Annotated in this window: 6 protein-coding genes; 5 read left to right on the top strand and 1 reads right to left on the bottom strand. The window is 73.7% G+C overall.

The genetic code is table 11. The features are described 5' to 3' along the window. Nucleotides 1-42 precede the first annotated feature (42 nt). On the top strand, nt 43-5,169 hold the full coding sequence (locus ACZ7L6_RS35230; protein WP_471931120.1) for a type I polyketide synthase: 5,127 nt from the start codon (nt 43-45) through the stop codon (nt 5,167-5,169). A gap of 438 nt (nt 5,170-5,607) precedes the next feature. On the opposite strand, the gene ACZ7L6_RS35225 is transcribed toward ACZ7L6_RS35230, so the two are convergent. Continuing rightward, nucleotides 5,608-6,306: a TetR/AcrR family transcriptional regulator gene (locus ACZ7L6_RS35225; RefSeq protein WP_471931118.1), complete on the bottom strand. Its 699-nt coding sequence runs from the start codon at nt 6,304-6,306 to the stop codon at nt 5,608-5,610. Between the two features lie 256 nt (nt 6,307-6,562). Between ACZ7L6_RS35225 and ACZ7L6_RS35220 the strand changes: the two genes are divergently transcribed. The 4 genes from ACZ7L6_RS35220 to ACZ7L6_RS35205 all read left to right on the top strand — a co-directional run bounded on the left by ACZ7L6_RS35220 (nt 6,563) and on the right by ACZ7L6_RS35205 (nt 18,142). Continuing rightward, entirely contained in the window at nt 6,563-8,092 is a 1,530-nt protein-coding gene (locus ACZ7L6_RS35220; protein WP_471931116.1) for an MFS transporter, read from the top strand. Between the two features lie 222 nt (nt 8,093-8,314). Continuing rightward, nucleotides 8,315-10,462: a BTAD domain-containing putative transcriptional regulator gene (locus tag ACZ7L6_RS35215; protein WP_471931114.1), complete on the top strand. Its 2,148-nt coding sequence runs from the start codon at nt 8,315-8,317 to the stop codon at nt 10,460-10,462. A 332-nt stretch (nt 10,463-10,794) separates the two neighbouring features. Then, nucleotides 10,795-11,061, top strand: a complete 267-nt coding sequence (locus ACZ7L6_RS35210) for an acyl carrier protein (protein WP_433040395.1) — start codon at nt 10,795-10,797, stop codon at nt 11,059-11,061. Nucleotides 11,062-11,167: 106 nt separating this feature from the next. Beyond that, complete coding sequence (locus tag ACZ7L6_RS35205) at nt 11,168-18,142, top strand: SDR family NAD(P)-dependent oxidoreductase (RefSeq protein WP_471931112.1); 6,975 nt, start codon at nt 11,168-11,170, stop codon at nt 18,140-18,142. Nucleotides 18,143-18,252 lie beyond the last annotated feature (110 nt).

Here is an 18,252-nt window from a genome sequence, read left to right as displayed (position 1 = left end):
ACGTCGTCCGAGGACGGCATCGAATCGTGAGCGGTGACTGTCATGAGTGAGCTGTCCCCCCTGCCCCCGAGCCCTTCGGAGCCGGTCGCGGTCATCGGCATCGGCTGCCGCTTCCCCGGCGGCGCCGACTCCCCGCAGGCACTGTGGGATCTGCTGATGGACGCGGTGAACGCGTCCGGACCGGTACCCGAGGACCGGTGGGCGCCGCAGCGCGCGCAGTCGCGGGAGAACGCGGCCGTGCTGACCCGCGTGACGCCGAACGGCTCGTTCCTCGACGACATCTCCGGCTTCGACGCCTCGTTCTTCGGCATCTCGGCGACCGAGGCGCGCCAGCTCGACCCGCAGCAGCGGATCGCGCTGGAGGTCGCCTGGGAGGCCCTCGAACACGCCGGCATCCCGGCCACCTCCCTCGCCGGCACCGACACCGGCGTGTTCATCGGCGTCGGCACCGACGACTACGGCCGGCGCCTCCTGGAGGACCTGCCCGGGGTCGAGGCGTGGACCGGCATCGGCTCCTCGCTGTGCGGCGTGCCCAACCGCATCTCCTACACCCTCGACCTGCGCGGCCCGTCCCTCGCCGTCGACACCGCCTGCTCGTCCTCGCTGGTCGCCGTGCACCAGGCGTGCGCGAGCCTGCGCAGCGGCGAGGTGCCGGTGGCGCTCGCGGGCGGCGTCATGCTGATGGCGGGTCCCGGTCTGACCACCGTCCTCGACCTGGCGGGCGCGATCTCGCCGGACGGCCGCTCCAAGGCGTTCGACGACGCGGCCGACGGCTACGGCCGAGGCGAGGGCTGCGGCATCGTCGTACTCAAGCGCCTCTCCGACGCCCGGCGGGACGGCGACCGCGTCCTCGCGCTGATCCGCGGCAGCGCCGTCCACCAGGACGGCCGCACCGACGGCATCATGGCGCCCAGCCCCACGGCGCAGGCGCATCTGCTGCGCAAGGCCTACGAAGCGGCGGGTGTCGCACCGCACGAGGTCGACTACGTGGAGGCGCACGGCACCGGCACCAGGGTCGGCGACCCCATCGAGGCGACCGCCCTCGCCGAGGTCGTCGGCGACCGCCCCGAGGGACGGCGGCCGTGCCTGATCGGGTCCGTGAAGACCAACATCGGGCACTGCGAGGCCGCCGCGGGCATCGCGGGGCTCATCAAGACCGCCCTCGCCATGGAGCACGGGGTCATCCCGCCGACCCTGTCCGTCGACGGTCCACGCACGGACATCCCCTGGGAGACCTCGGGGCTCAGCGTGGTCACCGAGGCCACGCCGTGGCCCGAGTCCGGCCGCCCGCGCCTTGCCGGCGTGGCGAGTTACGGATACGGCGGCACGATCGCGCATGTCGTGCTCGAGCAGGCCCCGCACACCGCCCGGCCGGAGGCTGCCGAGCCCGCCGCACCCCGGGCGACCCTCTATCCGCTGTCGTCGGCCACCGACCTCGGCATCGCCGGGCAGGCCGAGCGCCTCGCCGGGGCGCTGGACGGGCATGCCCTCGCCGACATCGGTCACACGCTCGCGCACCGCCGGGCCCACCTGGGTGCCCGCGCGGCCGTGGTCGCCGCCGGCCGGGACGAACTCGCCGAAGGGCTGGCCGCACTGGCCGAGGGGCAGTCCCACCCGAACGTCGTCACCGGCGAGACCTCGGGCCCGGAGCGGCACCCCGTGTGGGTGTTCTCCGGCCACGGTGCGCAGTGGGCGGGCATGGGGCAGGAACTCCTCGCCGAGGAGCCGGTGTTCGCCGCCGCCATCGACCGGCTCGGCCCGGTCTACGCCGAGGAGCTGGGCGTCACCCCGCGCGAGGTCCTCACCAGCGGCGACCTCGAATCGGTGGACATCATCCAGTCGATGCTGTTCGCCATGCAGATCGGTCTCGCGGAGGTGTGGCGCCACCACGGGGTCACCCCGGGCGCCGTCATCGGGCACTCCGTCGGCGAGATCGCCGCCGCGGTCACCGCGGGGGTGCTGAGCGAGGAGGACGGCGCGCGGCTGATCTGCCGCCGTTCCGTCCTGCTGCGCAAGGTGGCCGGCAAGGGCGCCATGATCATGGTGGACCGGCCGTTCGACGAGGTGCGCGAGCGCATAGGCGGCACCGAGGCCCTCTGCGCGGCCATCGCGGCCGCCCCGTCCTCCACGGTCGTCGCCGGTGACATCCCGGCCGTCGACGAGGCCGCCGAGCAGTGGGCCGAACTGGGCTGGACCGTCCGCCGGATCGACTCCGACGTGGCGTTCCACAGCCCGCACATGGACGAGGCCGCCGTCGACCTCGCCGCCGCCGTCGCCCACCTTCGGCCGCGCGCACCGCGGGTGCCGCTGTACCTCACCGCGGTCGACGACCCGCGCTCCGGCCGGCGCCAGGACGCCGGCTACTGGGCCGCCAACCTGCGCAATCCGGTGCGCTTCCACCAGGCGGTGCAGGCCGCCGTCGAGGACGGCCACCGGCTGTTCCTCGAGGTCTCCGCGCACCCGGTGGTCAGCCACTCGATCACCGAGGTCGTCGCGAACCTGCCGGGCGCCCTCGTCACGCCCAGCCTGCGCCGCCGCCGGCCCGAGAAGACCACGCTGCTGACCTCGCTGGCCGCACTGCACTGCAACGGCGTCCCGGTCGACTGGTCGGTGCTGCAGCCCGCCGGACGCCGTACCGACCTGCCGACGACGGCCTGGCAGCACGACCGCCACTGGGTCGAGGCCCGCGCGGGCGCCGAGTCGCCGGTGGACACGCTGCTCGGCACCGAGACCGCGGTGCACGGCTCGCGCACCCGCATCTGGCAGACCACGCTCGACCTGCGCACCCGCCCCTACCCGCGCCGGCACCCGGTCCTCGGCACGGAGATCGTGCCGGCCGCGGTCCTGATCAACACCTTCCTCACCGCGGGACGCACCGACGAACTGACCGATCTGCGGCTGCGCCAGCCGGTCGTGGTCCCCCTGACGGAGACGCGCGAGCTGCAGATCGTCCGCGACGACAACGGGCTGCGGCTCGTCTCGCGCCGGCTCGGCGCACCGGACACGGCGTGGGCCACGCACACCCTCGCGGCCGTCGGCGGCGGGGAGAGCGTCCGGCCCCTCGCCGCCACGGACGCGTCCGAGGTGCTCGATCCCGCCCACGTCGTCGACCGGCTCGCCGAACTCGGCGTCGCCGACATGGGATACCCCTGGACCATCGAGGAACTGCGCCGCGGCGAGGGCACCCTGACGGCCACGGCGAGCGCCCCACTGGACCGCAGCTGGGCGGCGATCCTGGACGCCGCGCTGTCCATGGCCTCGGTGATCTTCTCCGGCCCCGCCGTGCTGCGCATGCCCGCGCACATCGACCAGGTCACCCGCGTCGGCACGCCGCCGCGCCGGGCGGTCATCGCCGTACGGCTCGACGAGGACCGTCCCACGACCGTGCACGTCGACATCCGGGGCGAGGCGGACGGCGCCGAGTCCGTGCTGTCCCTGCGCGGTCTGCACTACGGCGAACTCGACGGTGACCTGACCGGCGAGGACCAGGCCGCAGGTGGCCGCTTCGAAGTGGCCTGGCAGCCCTTCCCGGTGGACACCGCCGCCCAGACCACGCTGACCGGCCGCACCGTGCTGGTGCTCGGACCGGACGACCTGGCCCGGTCCCTGGTGCCCGAGGCCGCGGCGCACGGCGCGACCGTGAGCGTCGACCGGGCGGCGCTCGCCGAAGCCGACCACGTCCTGTTCGCACCCGGGGTGCCGGACGGGGCCGGTGCGGCCCAACCGGCCGAGGTGGCCGTCGAGTTCGCCCGGCTCGTCGCCGACATCGCCGCACTGGCCGGCCGCAAGCCGCTGCTGTGGTGCCTGACCGGCGGAGTGCGCGAGGCGGCCGCCGCCGGGGCGCTCGTCCAGGCCCCGCTGTGGGGCATGGGCCGGGTCGCGGCGAGCGAACACCCCGAGTTCTGGGGCGGTGTCGTGGACTTCCCGGCGGGGCCGCTCGCCGAGTTGCCCGCCCGGCTGCTGTTCAACCTGCTGCACCTGCGGCCCGCCGAGCCCGTGGTCGCCGTGTCCGACGAGGGCGCCTCGGTGCCGCGGCTCGTCCCGGCCGAACTGGCCCCGGGCGGCGAGCCGTTCACCTGCCGCCCCGACGGCACGTACCTGATCACCGGCGGCCTCGGAGTGCTCGGTCTGGAACTCGCCGGGCATCTGGCGGAGCGCGGCGCACGCCGTATCGTCCTGCTGGGCCGCACCCCGGTGCCGCCGCGTTCCCGGTGGTCCGACGAGGACCCGCGGGTCGAGGCGCTGCGGCGACTGGAGGCGATGGGGGTCACCGTCCGCACGGTCGCGGCCGACATCACCGACCCGGCCGCGACGAAGGCGGCGCTCGACGCGCTCGAACTCCCGCCGGTCCGGGGCGTCGTCCACGCCGCGGGCACCGTGCACAGCGCGCTCATGCACCGGCTGGCGGCCGACGACCTGCGCGCGGTGATGCGCCCGAAGGTCGACGGCGCGCTGGTCCTGCACGAGCTGTTCCCGCCGGGGTCGACGGACTTCTTCGTCCTGTTCTCGTCCGCCGGCCCGCTGCTCGGACTGCCGGGACAGGGGGCGTACGCCGCCGCCAACACGTTCCTGGACGTGCTCGCCGCGCACCGGCGCGGCACAGGGCACCCCGAGTCGGTGTCCCTCGCCTGGACCAGCTGGCGCGGCCTGGGCATGGCGACCTCCGCCGAGGCGACCGATGTCGAACTCGCCGCCCGCGGCACCGCCGACATCGCCCCGGACCAGGCGCTGCGGGCCTTCGACCAGACGGTCGCGCACCCGACGGCCGCCGTGGTCGCCGTGCTCAGCCTGCTGCGCGGGCACACCGGTCCACGTCCCGCGCTGCTCGCCGAACTCGCCCGGGGCGACGCCGGGCAGCCGGCCGAGGTGCCCGACTGGGTGGGCCTCACCGGCGACGAGCTGGCCGCGTATCTGCTGGACGACGTGCGGGCCCGCGTCGCCTCCGTGCTCGGTGTCCAGCCGGCCGCCGTCGGCGTCCACCGCCCCCTCAGCGAGGCCGGCGTCGACTCCCTGCTCGCCGCCGCCGTCCGCGTCGCCCTCGAACGCGACCTCGGTGTCGCCCTGCCGGCGACCCTCCTGTGGAACTACCCCACGGTCAGTGAGATCGCGGGCTATCTGACCGCGGTCCTCACCGACGAGCACGCCGATCAGGAACAGCCCACGGCGTAGCCGCAGGGAGCCCTGACAGAGCACGGCGCCGAGCTGCCGCCGTCCTCGCCACCGAAGACCGGGTGCGGCCGGTCCGGGCGAGGACGGCGGCCGACGTGCGTCCGGGAGTGCCCCGTCGCGAGCTCGTCCGGGCGTGCGGGGGTCGGCGAATGATGACGGCGCGGCAGTGCGTGTCGGCGCAGGGGCCCGTCCGTGGCGTCGCGATCCGCTGGTCGGCGAGGGCATGCCACGGCGAGTTCGAGCACTCCCCCATGGAGTCGCCCCGGTGGCGCGGCGGGTGTCGTGGCGGCGTGCGGTTCCCCACCGGTGGCCTCGCGTGATGACCCTCGCGCGGGGGTGCACCGGGCATGCGGCCGGGCCGGTCCGCCGGTCGACGCGACGACACGAGGGCCGTCCGGTGTCCCGGCCGGACGGCCCTCGTGTCGTTGTCAGGCTCTTTCAGAGCGACGTCAGCATGGCCTCCGCGCCGTCCAGGGAGCGTTCGACCGTGAAGAGGAAGAACTCCGTCTCCTGCGCGGCGATGGCCTCGGGATCGGTGCTGCGGGTGCGGGCGGTGGTGCCCGCCGCGGCCAGGCCGGGCCGGGACTCGTCCTCGGCGAACACGGCCAGCGCACGGCCCATGTCGGCACGTGCCGTGGGGAAGTTGCCCCGGTCGTCCTCGACGGCGACCAGCGTGAAGGCGCTGTTGAACAGATATCGGTAGACCTCGGGCGCCTGCTCGCCGAACCCGGCCTTCATCAGCACCCGGATGCCCGTGTCGATGGTCGGCAGCGCGGACGGCACGTTCGGCCCCACGACACACAGGCGCCGGGCCACGCCGGGGTACTCGCGCAGCACGGTGCGCCCGTCGAACATCACGGAGCGGAACCAGTCGCGCCACGGCACGTCGTCACCGGGTACCGGTATCCGGGAGATCACCCGGTCGGTGACGCCCATGACCACGGCCTCGCGGTCCCCGACGTGATGGGCGACCACACCCGGCCAGACGTCCAGCTTGGTGGCGATCTGCCGGATGGACCAGCCGTCGAGGCCGCGCTCTGCGGTCAGCTCGACCGCGGCATCGATGATCTTGTCCGCCGTGATCGGCGGCAGGCCCGCCGACGCCCGTGACCGGCGGCGGGGTGCTGAGTCAGACATGACGAAACACCTAACACTGAAGGGCTGGTTGGTGCAGCGCGATGGCGCCCGGCGGCTCACTGGGCAGGATCAACCCTAACCTATTAGCCACTGTCTAAGAGTCTGGTGTACGCTCTTAGCCAGTGTCTAAGAGGGGCCTTCTGCCTCCTCGGGGCCGGACCGCCCGCGCACGCCCACGGCCGTCCTTCGCCCCTGTCCCGTTCCCGGTGCGGCCCCTTCCCCTCCTCGCCGATCCCGACCCGAGAGGCTCCACGCCATGCGCAAATGGATGCCGTTGCTGGCCGTGTGCCTAGGCACCTTCATGCTGCTCATCGACGTGACCATCGTGAGCGTCGCGCTGCCCCAGATGACCGACTCGCTGGACGCGTCCTTCTCCGCCCTGCAATGGGTCGTCGACGTCTACGTGCTGGTGCTCGCCGCCCTGCTGATGGCGCTCGGCTCGCTGTCGGACTTGACCGGAGCCCGGCGCGTCTACCTCGCCGGGCTCGCCGTCTTCGCGCTCGCCTCGCTCGCCTGCGGCCTGTCCACCAGCAGCGCGATGCTGATCGCCGCGCGCGGGGTCCAGGGCCTCGGCGCGGCCGCCATGTTCGCCACCAACACCGCACTCCTGGCGAGCAACTACCAGGGCCGCGACCGCGGCGTCGCGTTCGGCATGTGGGGCGCGGTCAACGGCGCGGCCGCGGCCGCCGGCCCGATCCTCGGCGGCCTGCTCACCGAACACCTCGACTGGCGCTGGATCTTCCTGGTCAACCTGCCCGTCGCCGCCGTCGCCCTGTTCATCGGCGCCAAGCACCTGGCCGGCTCGGCCACCCGCGTCGACCGCCGCATCGACCTGCCCGGCACGCTCGGCTTCACCCTGGCCGCCACCCTGCTCATCTTCGCCCTGATCCGCGCGGGCGAGGAGGGCTGGGGCGCGGGCAGCACCCTCGCCCTGTTCGGCGGTTCGGCGCTCGCGTTGGTCGCGTTCCTCCTCGTCGAGCGCGGACGGCGGGACCCGATGCTGGACCTCGGTCTGCTGCGTACGCCGTCCTTCGCCACCCTGATGACCGGTGCCGTCGTCTTCAGTGCCGCCGCCTTCGCCAACCTGGTCTTCGTGTCCGTGTGGGCGCAGTCGGTGCTCGACTTCAGTCCCGTCAAGGCCGGACTGATCCTCATGCCGTTCAGCGGCATGTCCTTCGTCGCCGCGGGGCTCGCGGGCCGCTTCCTGGCGAGCGTTCCCCCGCAGTACCCGATCGGCGGCGGTCTGCTCCTGATCGGTGCGGGCTCGTTCCTCGAGATGTTCCTCACCGGCACCTCCGGATGGACCGCACTGCTGGCCGGCTTCCTGGTGGCCGGCATCGGCGTCGGAATCGCCTCGCCGATCCTTGCCTCGGCCGCTCTGGCGGCGGCGCCCGCCGATCGCGCGGGCATGGCGGGCGGCGCCGCCAACACCTTCCGCCAGCTCGGCTTCGCGCTCGGCATCCCCGCCGTCGGCACGGTCGTGTCCGGGGTCATCGCCACCAAGCTGGCCGACAGCGGGTTGTTCACCGACTCCGACACCGCGGCCGAACTCGTCACCGGCGGGCAGTCCGCGGCCGCGCTCGCCCCGGTCGCCGAGGAGTCCCGCGGCGCCGCACAGCGGGTGATCGAGGACGCCTACGCCGCCGGCCTCGACCAGGTGTTCCTGATCGGCGGTCTGGTCGCCGTCGTCGCCGGTGTCCTGGTGCTGCTCGTGGTGCGCGGCTCCACCGTGCCGGAGGAATCCGGGCGCCCGCAGCGCACCGCGGATCTCACCACGGCACCGTGATTTTCGCTGACCGTCCGGAAATCAACTGAATAAGAGCGGGTGTGACGGGAGGGATTCGCGCCGGAAATCCGCTCCTCCGGATTCGCCTGTTGTTCGGAAGTCGACTTCTGAGTGACGAATCCTTCCCGCCTTCCGCGTTCCCCGTATGCGGGCCCCACAGTTGGTGTAAGTCTTCTGTGAACCGCTTGTGAAGTCGCCGAAAACGCGTATGAAGGGTGGGGGATGACTGGCGGGCGCGAGGGAGACGGTCTGAGAGCCGCTCGCATCAAGGCGGGAATGACTCAGGAAGAGGTGGCGCGCAGAGCCGGAATCAGTGTCAGAACCGTACGTCACATCGAGCGCGGCCAGGTACGCAATCCGCGTCACGATTCGCTCGACCGCGTGGCCCGGGTCGTCGGGTACGACCTCGCGGCCGCCCTCGGCTCCGGGGCCGCCGGCCCGGGAGCCGACCGGGCCGCGGCCCCGTGCGAGGTGCGCCTGCTGGGGCCGCTGACCGTCGTGCGCGCGGGGGCGCCGGTGGCGATGCCGCAGAAGCTGCGCACCCTGCTCGGCCTGCTGGCCGTCCAGGCCGACCAGGTCGTCCGGCACGAGGAGATCGCCGACGTGCTCTGGCCCGGCGACGCCCCGCGCGGATACGCCAGGCTCGTCCACACCTACGCGGCCCGACTGCGCCGGATCTTCGACACGGGGGCCGCCGGCCGGGGCGGCGGCGGGCGCCGGATCGGCACGGTCCGGGGCGGATACGTCTTCAACAGCGGCGGGGCAAGGCTGGATCTGCGGCAGTTCGAGGACCGCGTCTCGCGGGCCACGCAGGCGGCGGCGTCCGACCCGTCCGGCGCGCTCGACCTGTACGGCCAGGCGCTGCGCAGCAGGCAGGGCAGGGTCCTGCAGGACGTGCCGCAGTTGTGGCAGCATCCCGCGGCCGTCCGGATCGCGCAGCGCCACATCGACGTGACCATCGACGTCGCCGACCTGGCCCTGCGGCTGGACCGGCCCGGGTTCGCCGTCGAGCACCTCATGACGGCCGCGCACGAGGAGCCGCTGAACGAGTCGCTGCAGGCGCGGATGATGCTCGCGCTCGCCGGCTCCGGTCGCCGGGCCGCCGCCCTGCAGCTCTTCGAGGACCTGCGCGTACGGCTGCGCAGGGAACTCGGTGTCGAGCCCAGCGACGAGGTCTGGCAGGCGCGCCGGACCATCCTCGCCTCCGTCGCCCCCGAGCCGCCGATGTCACCACCACCGACCGGCGCCACCTCCCTCGTGACCGCACCCCGGCAGCCCGGGCCCGCCCCGCGCAGCAGGCCGGAGACACCCCAGCAGCCGGACGGCCGAGCCGGGTCGCGTCCGCATGCGCCGCGCCGGCCCGACGACGCCCGGGACCTACGGGACGCCCGGGACGAGCCACCGCACCAGCGCCCGGAGCCACCGGTCGAGGCGGCGCCGCCGCCGTACGGTGAACCGGAGACCCCACGGGAGCGGTCCCCCCGGCCCGACGCGGGTGCGCGGGCGTGGGGCGGGACGCCTGCGGGACCGGTGGCCCACAACGCCGTCCCGGCCATCGCGCCACCGGCCCAACTCCCGCCCGTCGCCCCGCCCTTCATCGGCCGGGCCGAGCAACTGGACGCGCTGGACGCCCTGCTGGCGTGCCGGTGCGCGCAGCACCCGTCGGTCGGGATCGGCGTCGTGCACGGTCCCCAGGACATCGGGAAGACCGCGCTGGCCGTCCGCTGGGCGCACCGGCGGCACGCGGAGTTCCCCGACGGCCAGCTCTACGCCGACCTGCGGGGCAGCACCGGCCGTCCGGTCCCGGTCGGCACGGTGCTCACCCGCTTTCTGCGCTCGCTCGGCGTGAGCGACGCCTGGCTGCCGGACACCTGCGAGGAGGCCTCCGCGCTGCTGCGCAGCCTCGTCGCCGGCCGCCGCTTCCTGTTGCTCCTGGACGACGCGGCGGACGCCGCACAGGTGCGCGCCCTGCTGCCGGGCTCTCCCGGCAACCTGGTCCTCGTCACCTCCAGGGCACCGCTCATGGACCTGGTGACCCGCGAGGGCGCCACGCCGATCCCCGTCGACGTGCTCTCCGCGGCAGAGTCGTACGCCCTGATCGAGGCCTGTCTGGGGGACGGGCGCACCGCCGCCGAACCGGGCGCCACGGCCGAACTGGCCGCGGTCTGCGGCCAGTTCCCGATGGCCCTGCGCACCGCCGCAGCCCGCCTCGCGGCCAACCCGCACCTGTCCATCCGCGTCGTCGTCGCGGAACTCACGCGGGCGGCATCCGAATCCCTTCGCCCCGTTCACCCGCCGCACGGAATTCACACATCCGTCACGCCGGAAAACACGAGCCAACCGCGGCGGGCCGTCCGCCGCAATGGCTGACACGGACGCTGACAGCCACACCCCAGGCTGACACCGCTGTCGGCCTTCCGCGGAACCTGCCAAATCGCCCCAGCTCAGCGCCGGGAATACCGGTGGAAGAACGCCGCACTGCCCTTTCGGACCCCCCGGAAAGGCCTTTCCCGGCGCTGAGTTCGGTTGCCGGGTCAGAACCGCGGTCCTAGGTTCACGCTTGCGGATCAGGGGTCCGCCGCCCGGCCCGTTGTGGCCCTCTTTGCTCATGCATCCTTACGCCTCCGCAGAGGGGCGATCTCCGGGGAATCCCACATATCTCCCCGGCAAACGAGCAGCAAGCCGTTCGGAGAGGATCGGAAATGGTGAAAATCACGGCCGAGGAGGCCCAGAAGTGGCTGATCGAGGAGATCGCACAGCGCCTGGGCGTTGACCCGTCCGAGGTCCCGCCGGACCAGTACTTCGACGAGCTCGACCTCGACAGCACCGCCGCCCTGATCATCGCGGGCGAGATGGAGAACTGGCTGGGCTTCGAGCTCGGTACCACAGCGCTCTGGTACCACCCGACCATCGAGGCCCTCGCGGCGCACATCGCCGAGGAGTCCGAACGGCGTACCGCCGCGGCGTGACACGGGTGGGCGCCGGGCCGGCCACCCCAGACCGTCCGCCCGGCGCCCATCCGGCCGTCGGCCGCTCCCGACCTCCCTGTTCGCCCCAGATCCAGAGAGACTCGCCGTGAACTCATCGCAGGAATCCGACCTCGACCGTCGGCTCGCCCGGGAACCCATCGCCATCGTCGGCCTCTCCGCGCTCTTCCCCAAGTCCAGCAATCTGCGGGAGTTCTGGTCGAACGTCGTATCGGCCGCCGACTGCATCGAGGACGTGCCCGCCGGCCACTGGGACGTCGACGAGCACTACGACCCGGACCCCACCGTGCCGGACAAGACGTACGCCAAGCGTGGCGGCTTCATCCCCGACACGCCCTTCAACCCGCTGGAGTTCGGGCTGCCGCCGAACACCCTGGAGGTCACGGACGTCCTCCAGCTGCTCAGCCTGGTCGTCACCCGCGATCTGCTGAAGGACGCCGGCGCCGACCAGGCCTGGTACGACAAGGCGCGCACCGGTGTCGTGCTCGGCATCACCGGCGCCAACCAGCTCACCCAGCCGCTCACCGCCCGGCTGCAGAGCGGCGTGCTCAAGGAGGTCGTCCGCAGCTGCGGACTGTCCCAGCGGGACGCGGAGGAGATCGTCGCCAAGTTCCGGCTGGCGTACGCCCCGTGGGAGGAGAACTCCTTCCCCGGCATGCTCGGCAACGTCGTCGCGGGCCGTATCGCCAACCGGTTCGACCTCGGCGGCATCAACATGACGATCGACGCGGCCTGCGCCAGCTCCCTGGGCGCGGTCCGCACGGCCGTGAGCGAGCTGACCGAGCGCCGCGCCGACACCATGCTGGTCGGCGGCTGCGACGCCGAGAACACGATCTTCATGTACCTGTGCTTCAGCAAGACACCGGCGCTGTCGAAGTCCGGCCACATCCGCCCGTTCGACAAGAACGCCGACGGCACGCTGATCGGTGAGGGCATCGGCATGCTCGCCCTGCGCCGCCTCGCCGACGCCGAGCGCGACGGCAACAAGATCTACGCCGTGCTGCGCGGCGTCGGCACCTCCAGCGACGGCCGCTTCAAGTCCATCTACGCCCCCCGCAAGGAGGGGCAGATGGTGGCGCTGCGCCGCGCCTACGAGGACGCCGACTGCTCGCCCGCGAGCATCGAGCTCTTCGAGGCGCACGGCACCGGCACGGCCGTCGGCGACGCCACCGAGCTCAGCGCCCTGTCCGCCGTGGTCTCCGAGGCCACCGACAGCCGGCAGTACGCCGCCCTGGGCAGCATCAAGTCGCAGATCGGACACACCAAGGCGGCGGCCGGAGCGGCCGGAATGATCAAGCTGTCGCTCGCCCTGCACCACAAGGTGCTGCCGCCCACCATCAATGTGGACGAGCCCAACCCCGCCATCGACTTCACCTCCGGCCCCGTCTACGTCAACACCGAGGCCCGGCCCTGGATCCGTACCCCGGAGCGGCCCAAGCGCCGTGCCGCGCTGTCCTCGTTCGGCTTCGGCGGCACCAACTTCCACGTGGTCCTGGAGGAGTACGACGACGGCGACGACCTCCGCGTCTCCCACCCGGTGGCGGGAGTGCACCTGTGGCACGCGCCCGACACCGAGCGGCTGACCGAGGCCCTCGCCTCGGGTGCGCCCGCGACCGGCGGCCCGGCCCCGTCCGGCCACGCCCGCGTGGCGCTCGTGGCACGCACCGGACGCGAGCTCGCCGACCTGCGCGAACTCGCGCTCGGCGAACTGCGCGCCCGGCCCGACGCCGAGGCCTGGTCCCACCCCAAGGGCGTGCACTTCCGCCGCAGCGCCGCGGCGGCCGGCAAGGTCGCCGCGCTGTTCGCCGGGCAGGGCAGCCAGTACGTCAATCCCGGCCGGGCCGCCGTCATGGCGCTGCCGCCGCTGCGGGCCGCCTTCGACGCCGCCAACCGCCACTTCGACGGTGCCGAGCCGCTGTCCCGTGTCGCCTTCCCGCCGCCCGTGTTCAGCGACGCCGAACGCACCGAGCAGGAGGCCGCCCTGCGGGCGACCGCGTACGCCCAGCCCGCCATCGGCGCGCTGTCGGCCGGTCAGTTCCGCTACCTCACCGAACTCGGCTTCCGGGCGGAGGGGTTCCTCGGCCACAGCTTCGGCGAACTGACCGCCCTGTGGGCTGCCGGCGCCCTCACCGACGAGGCCTTCTTCGCCCTGGCCCGGGCCCGCGGCAAGGCGATGGCGCCGCCGCAGGAGACCGGCTTCGACGCGGGCGCCATGGCCGCCGTCTCCGCCTCCGAGGAGCGGGTGACCGAGCTGCTCGCCGACCGCAGCGACGTGGTGATCTGCAACCGCAACGCGCCGGACCAGATCGTCGTCGGCGGCCCCACCGCGGAGATCGACCGCCTCGTCGCCGACGCCGCGGCGGCCGGCCTGCGCGCGAGCCGGCTGCCCGTCTCGGCCGCCTTCCACACGCCCTTCGTCGGCCACGCGGTGGACGCGTTCCGCGCCGACGTGGAGCGGTTCGAGGTCGGCGCCCCCGACGGGACGGTCTTCGCCAACACCCGGGGCGCGGCGTACGGCGACGACGCCGCCGCCAACCGCACCGTCCTCGCCGAACAGCTCATCAACCCCGTCGACTTCTCCACCCGGGTGGAGGAGATGTACGCGGCCGGGTACCGCGTGTTCGTCGAGTTCGGCCCCAAGAGCGTGCTCACCCAGCTCGTACGGCGCATCCTGGGCGACCGCGAGCACACCGTGATCGCCCTGGACGCCGGCCCCGGCCGGGACGCGGACGTCGCCCTGAAGCAGGCCGTCGCCCAGCTCGCGGTCCACGGACTGCCGCTCGCCACCGCCGACCGCTACGTCGAGCCCGTCGTGGAGGTGCCGCCCGCCAAGGGCATGTCGATCCTCCTCAACGGCATCAACTACGTCTCGCCGGAGCGCAGGGCGAAGTACCGGGACGCCATCGAGAACGGGTACCGGATCGCCGTACCGGCACTGCCCGGCGCCACCGGGGGAGCGGCGCAGGACCCGCCCGCCGGACCCGGCGCGGGATCTCCCGGAGCTCCCACGGCCCCGGCCCGCGTCCCGGCCACGGCCCCCGCGCCGCATCCATCGGCGGCTCCGCCACGGGCCACCGCGCCGGCCGCGGGCCCGAACGGCCCGGCGTCCGGCACGCGTTCCACCCCCGCTCCGGTCGCGGCCGGTGCCTCGTCCACGGCGGTGGCCGTGAGCAGGGCGAACCCCGCGGCCCCCGCAGCGGCCCCGGCCGCCGCGTCCGTCGCCACCGCGCCCGCTCCAAAGGCACCCGCCCCGACCCCCGCTCCTGCTCCCACCGTCATGGAGACAGCTCACGTGGACAGTGACCGCCTGGCCGATCTCGTGGCCGACCATCTCGCCCTGCACGACGACTATCTGAACAGCCAGCTGCAGAGCGCCGAGCGCCTCACCGGTCTGCTGGAGCGCGCCGCCGAGCAGGGCCGGCTCGGCCAGGTCCTCCCCGGGATCAACGCCGTCAAGGAGCACGGCCTGGACATCGGACGCAGCCACCTGCGGGCCAACGAGATCCTGCGCGACCTCGCCGGCCTGGAGCTGGGCACGGCCGCGCCCACCACGGCAGCCCGTCCGGCGCCCGCCCAGCCGGCACCGCAGATCGCCCCGCAGCCGGCGCTGCCGGCCCCGTCGGCCCCGGCCCCCGTGCCCGCCCCGGCCCCCGTCCTGGCGCCCGCTCCCCAGGCCCTGGCCACCGCCCCGGCTGTCGCACCCAGCCCACAGCCCCTGACCGTCACGGAAGCGGCCCCCACCCCGGAGCCGGCCGCGCCCTCCGCCGCCGCGGCGGGTGTCGACGCGGCGGGTGTCGAGGCGGCGCTGCTGGAGGTCGTCGGTCAGAAGACCGGTTACCCGGCGGACATGCTCGAGCTCGACATGGATGTCGAGGCGGACTTGGGGATCGACTCGATCAAGCGGGTCGAGATCATGGGTGTGATGCAGGAGCGGTTCGGTGGCGGGGTTGCCGCCGGTCCGGAGCAGCTTGCCGAGCTGCGTACGCTGCGGCACATCGTGGAGTTCATGGCGTCGTCCGCTCCGGCGGTCGCGTCCGCTCCTGTTGCCGCCCCTGCTGCTCCCGCTGTGGATGCGGCGGGTGTCGAGGCGGCTCTGCTGGAGGTCGTCGGTCAGAAGACCGGTTACCCGGCGGACATGCTCGAGCTCGACATGGATGTCGAGGCGGATCTGGGGATCGACTCGATCAAGCGGGTCGAGATCATGGGTGTGATGCAGGAGCGGTTCGGTGGCGGGGTTGCTGCCGGTCCGGAGCAGCTTGCCGAGCTGCGTACGCTGCGGCACATCGTGGAGTTCATGGCGTCGTCGGCTCCGGCGGCCGGTTCTGCCGCGCCGGCTGTCGCTGCTGCCGCCGCTTCTGCTGTGGATGCGGCGGGTGTCGAGGCGGCGCTGCTGGAGGTCGTCGGTCAGAAGACCGGTTACCCGGCGGACATGCTCGAGCTCGACATGGATGTCGAGGCGGACTTGGGGATCGACTCGATCAAGCGGGTCGAGATCATGGGTGTGATGCAGGAGCGGTTCGGTTCCGGCGTCGCCGCCGGTCCGGAGCAGCTCGCCGAACTGCGCACCCTGCGCCACATCGTCGAGTTCATGTCCGGCGCCTCCGGCTCCGGTGACACCGGCGCGCAGAGCCCGGCCCCGCAGGTCGCCGCCGAGCCCGCGCAGGACGACCGGCCGCGTGGCGGCATCGGCCGTGCGCAGGCCGCGCTCGTGGCGCTGCCCACTCCCGACCTGCTGGTCGACGCCTACCCCAAGGGTTCCGGCGCCCTGGTCGTGGACGACGGTTCCGAGGTGGCGCCCGCGCTGGTGGCGGGGCTCATCGAGGCGGGTCGGCATGTGCACGTGCTGCGGCTGCCCGGCGTGGCCCAGCGCATCACCGGCGTCAAGGACCACTCCCTGTCCGGGTGGGGCGTGACCGAGCTCGCGGAGCGGATGGAGCTCATCCTCGCCGACCGGATCAGCCTGGTGGTCGACCTCTCCGCCGCCCACCACGACGACTTCACCGACGGCACGCGCCGCCTCGCCCACACGCTGCTGGTGGCCAAGCACGCGGTCGAGGCGTTGACCGCCGCTGCCGGCGCCGGCCGCGCCGGATTCGTCACCGTCACCCGCCTCGACGGCGCCTTCGGCCTCGGCGGCGTCAGTGAGAACCTCGCCCCGGCCGCGGGCGCGGCGGGTCTGGTGAAGACCCTGGCCGTGGAAGCGCCGCGGCTGTTCTGCCGGGCCGTCGACCTGGCCCCGGCACTGACCCCGGAGACCGGCGCCGCCCTCGTCCTGAACGAGACGCAGGACGCCGTCACCGACCTCACCCAGGTCGGCCACGACGGCACCCGCCGCGTCGGGCTGGGCCTCGCCGAGCAGCCGCTGCATCCGGAGGCCGCGGACGCCCCGGCCCTCACCTCCGACGACCTTCTCGTCGTCACCGGCGGCGGACGCGGCATCACCGCCGCCTGCGTCACCGAACTGGCCGGGCGTCACCGGCCCGGGCTGCTCCTGCTCGGCCGTACCCCGCTGGAGGACGAGCCGGACTGGGCGGACGGCGTCGAGGACGGCGCGCTGAAGGCCGCGGCCGCCGCGCAGTTGAAGGCGGCGGGCGAGAAGCCCACCCCGAAGCGTGTCGACCAGCTCTTCCGCGCCGTGGTCGGCGCCCGGGAGATCCGCCGGACCATCGCCGGCATACGCGCCGCCGGCAGCACCGTCGAGTACCTGGCCGTCGACATCACCGACGCCGCCGCCACGGCCGCCGCGCTCGCCCCGTACAAGGAGCGCGTCACCGGCCTGGTGCACGGCGCCGGAGTCCTGGCCGACCAGCTCGTCGTCAACAAGAAGGCCTCCGAGATCGAGCGGGTCTTCGCACCCAAGCTGGCGGGTCTGCGCACGGTCGCCGGCGCTCTCGACGCCGACCGTCTGCGCCACGTGGTCCTGTTCTCGTCGGTCGCCGGGTTCTTCGGCAACCGCGGCCAGTCCGACTACGCGATGGCCAACGAGGTCCTCAACGCCTGGGCGTCCTCGTTCAAGCAGCGCCACCCCGCCGCCCGCGTCACCTCCCTCAACTGGGGCGCCTGGGACAGCGGCATGGTCTCCCCGGAGATCAAGGCCGTCTTCCAGGAGCGCGGCATCACCCTGATCCCGGTGGAGACCGGAGCCCGGCTGTTCACCGAGCAGTTCGCCGCCGAACGCGCCGCCGACGTGGTGACCGTCCTCGGCCCGACGACCCCCTTGTCGGAGCCGGAGCGGCCCGCCGCGACCGGCGCGGTCACCGTCGAGCGGGCGCTGGACACCCTGCCCGGCGACCCGGTCGTCGCCGACCATGTGATCGGCGATGCGCCGGTGCTGCCCGCGGTGGTCGCACTCGGCTGGGCGATCGGCGCGGTCGAGCGCAGCGGCGGCGCCGCCGTCCGGCAGGTCCGCGACTTCGCCGTCCACAAGGGCATCGTCTTCGACGGCACCCAGCCCGCCCGGCTCGCCCTGACCATGACCCCGGCCGGGGACACGGTCCAGGTCGCCATCCGCTCCACGGACGCCAAGGGCGCCGTACGCCCGCACTACGCGGCCGTGGTCGCCCCCGGCGCCGCACCGGCCGCCGGCACCGTCACCGGCCTGCCCGCCCTCGGCGGCGGACGGGACGCCGACGGCCTCTACGGCGACGGAACCCTCTTCCACGGCCCGGCCCTGCGCGGTGTGCGCCGGATCCTCGCCGAGGACGAGTCGCGGCTCGTCCTGCAGTGCGAGCTGGCCGAACTGCGGCCCGAGGGCGGCGCGTTCGGCGGCGCGGTGTTCGCACCCGGCACCGCGGACCTGCTGCTCCAGGCGGGCCTGGTCTGGGTGCGGCTGTTCCGCGGCAGCGCCTCGCTGCCCCTGTCGGTGGCCCGCGCCGACCTGCACCACCCGCTGCCCGACGGCGCGCCGTTCCTGATCGTCGTCGAACCCGGCGAGGGCAGCGGCTCCACCACCGTGTCGCTCACCATCACCGCCTGCGCTCCCGACGGAACGGTGCTGGCCCGGTTCGACGGTGTCCGCGTGGTCTCGGCCCCGCAGCTGGCGGCCAAGTTCGTCAGCGGCTGACTCCGCAGCGGCTGACTCCGCTTCGCCGCGGCACAGCCGCACACCGACACAGCCAGCGCAAGCGATCGGGTCGGCCCGGACGGTTCCTCACCATGCCGCCGTCCGGGCCG

Source organism: Streptomyces sp. NPDC107522, assembly GCF_055657525.1.
This window is presented reverse-complemented; position numbering and strand designations above follow the sequence as displayed.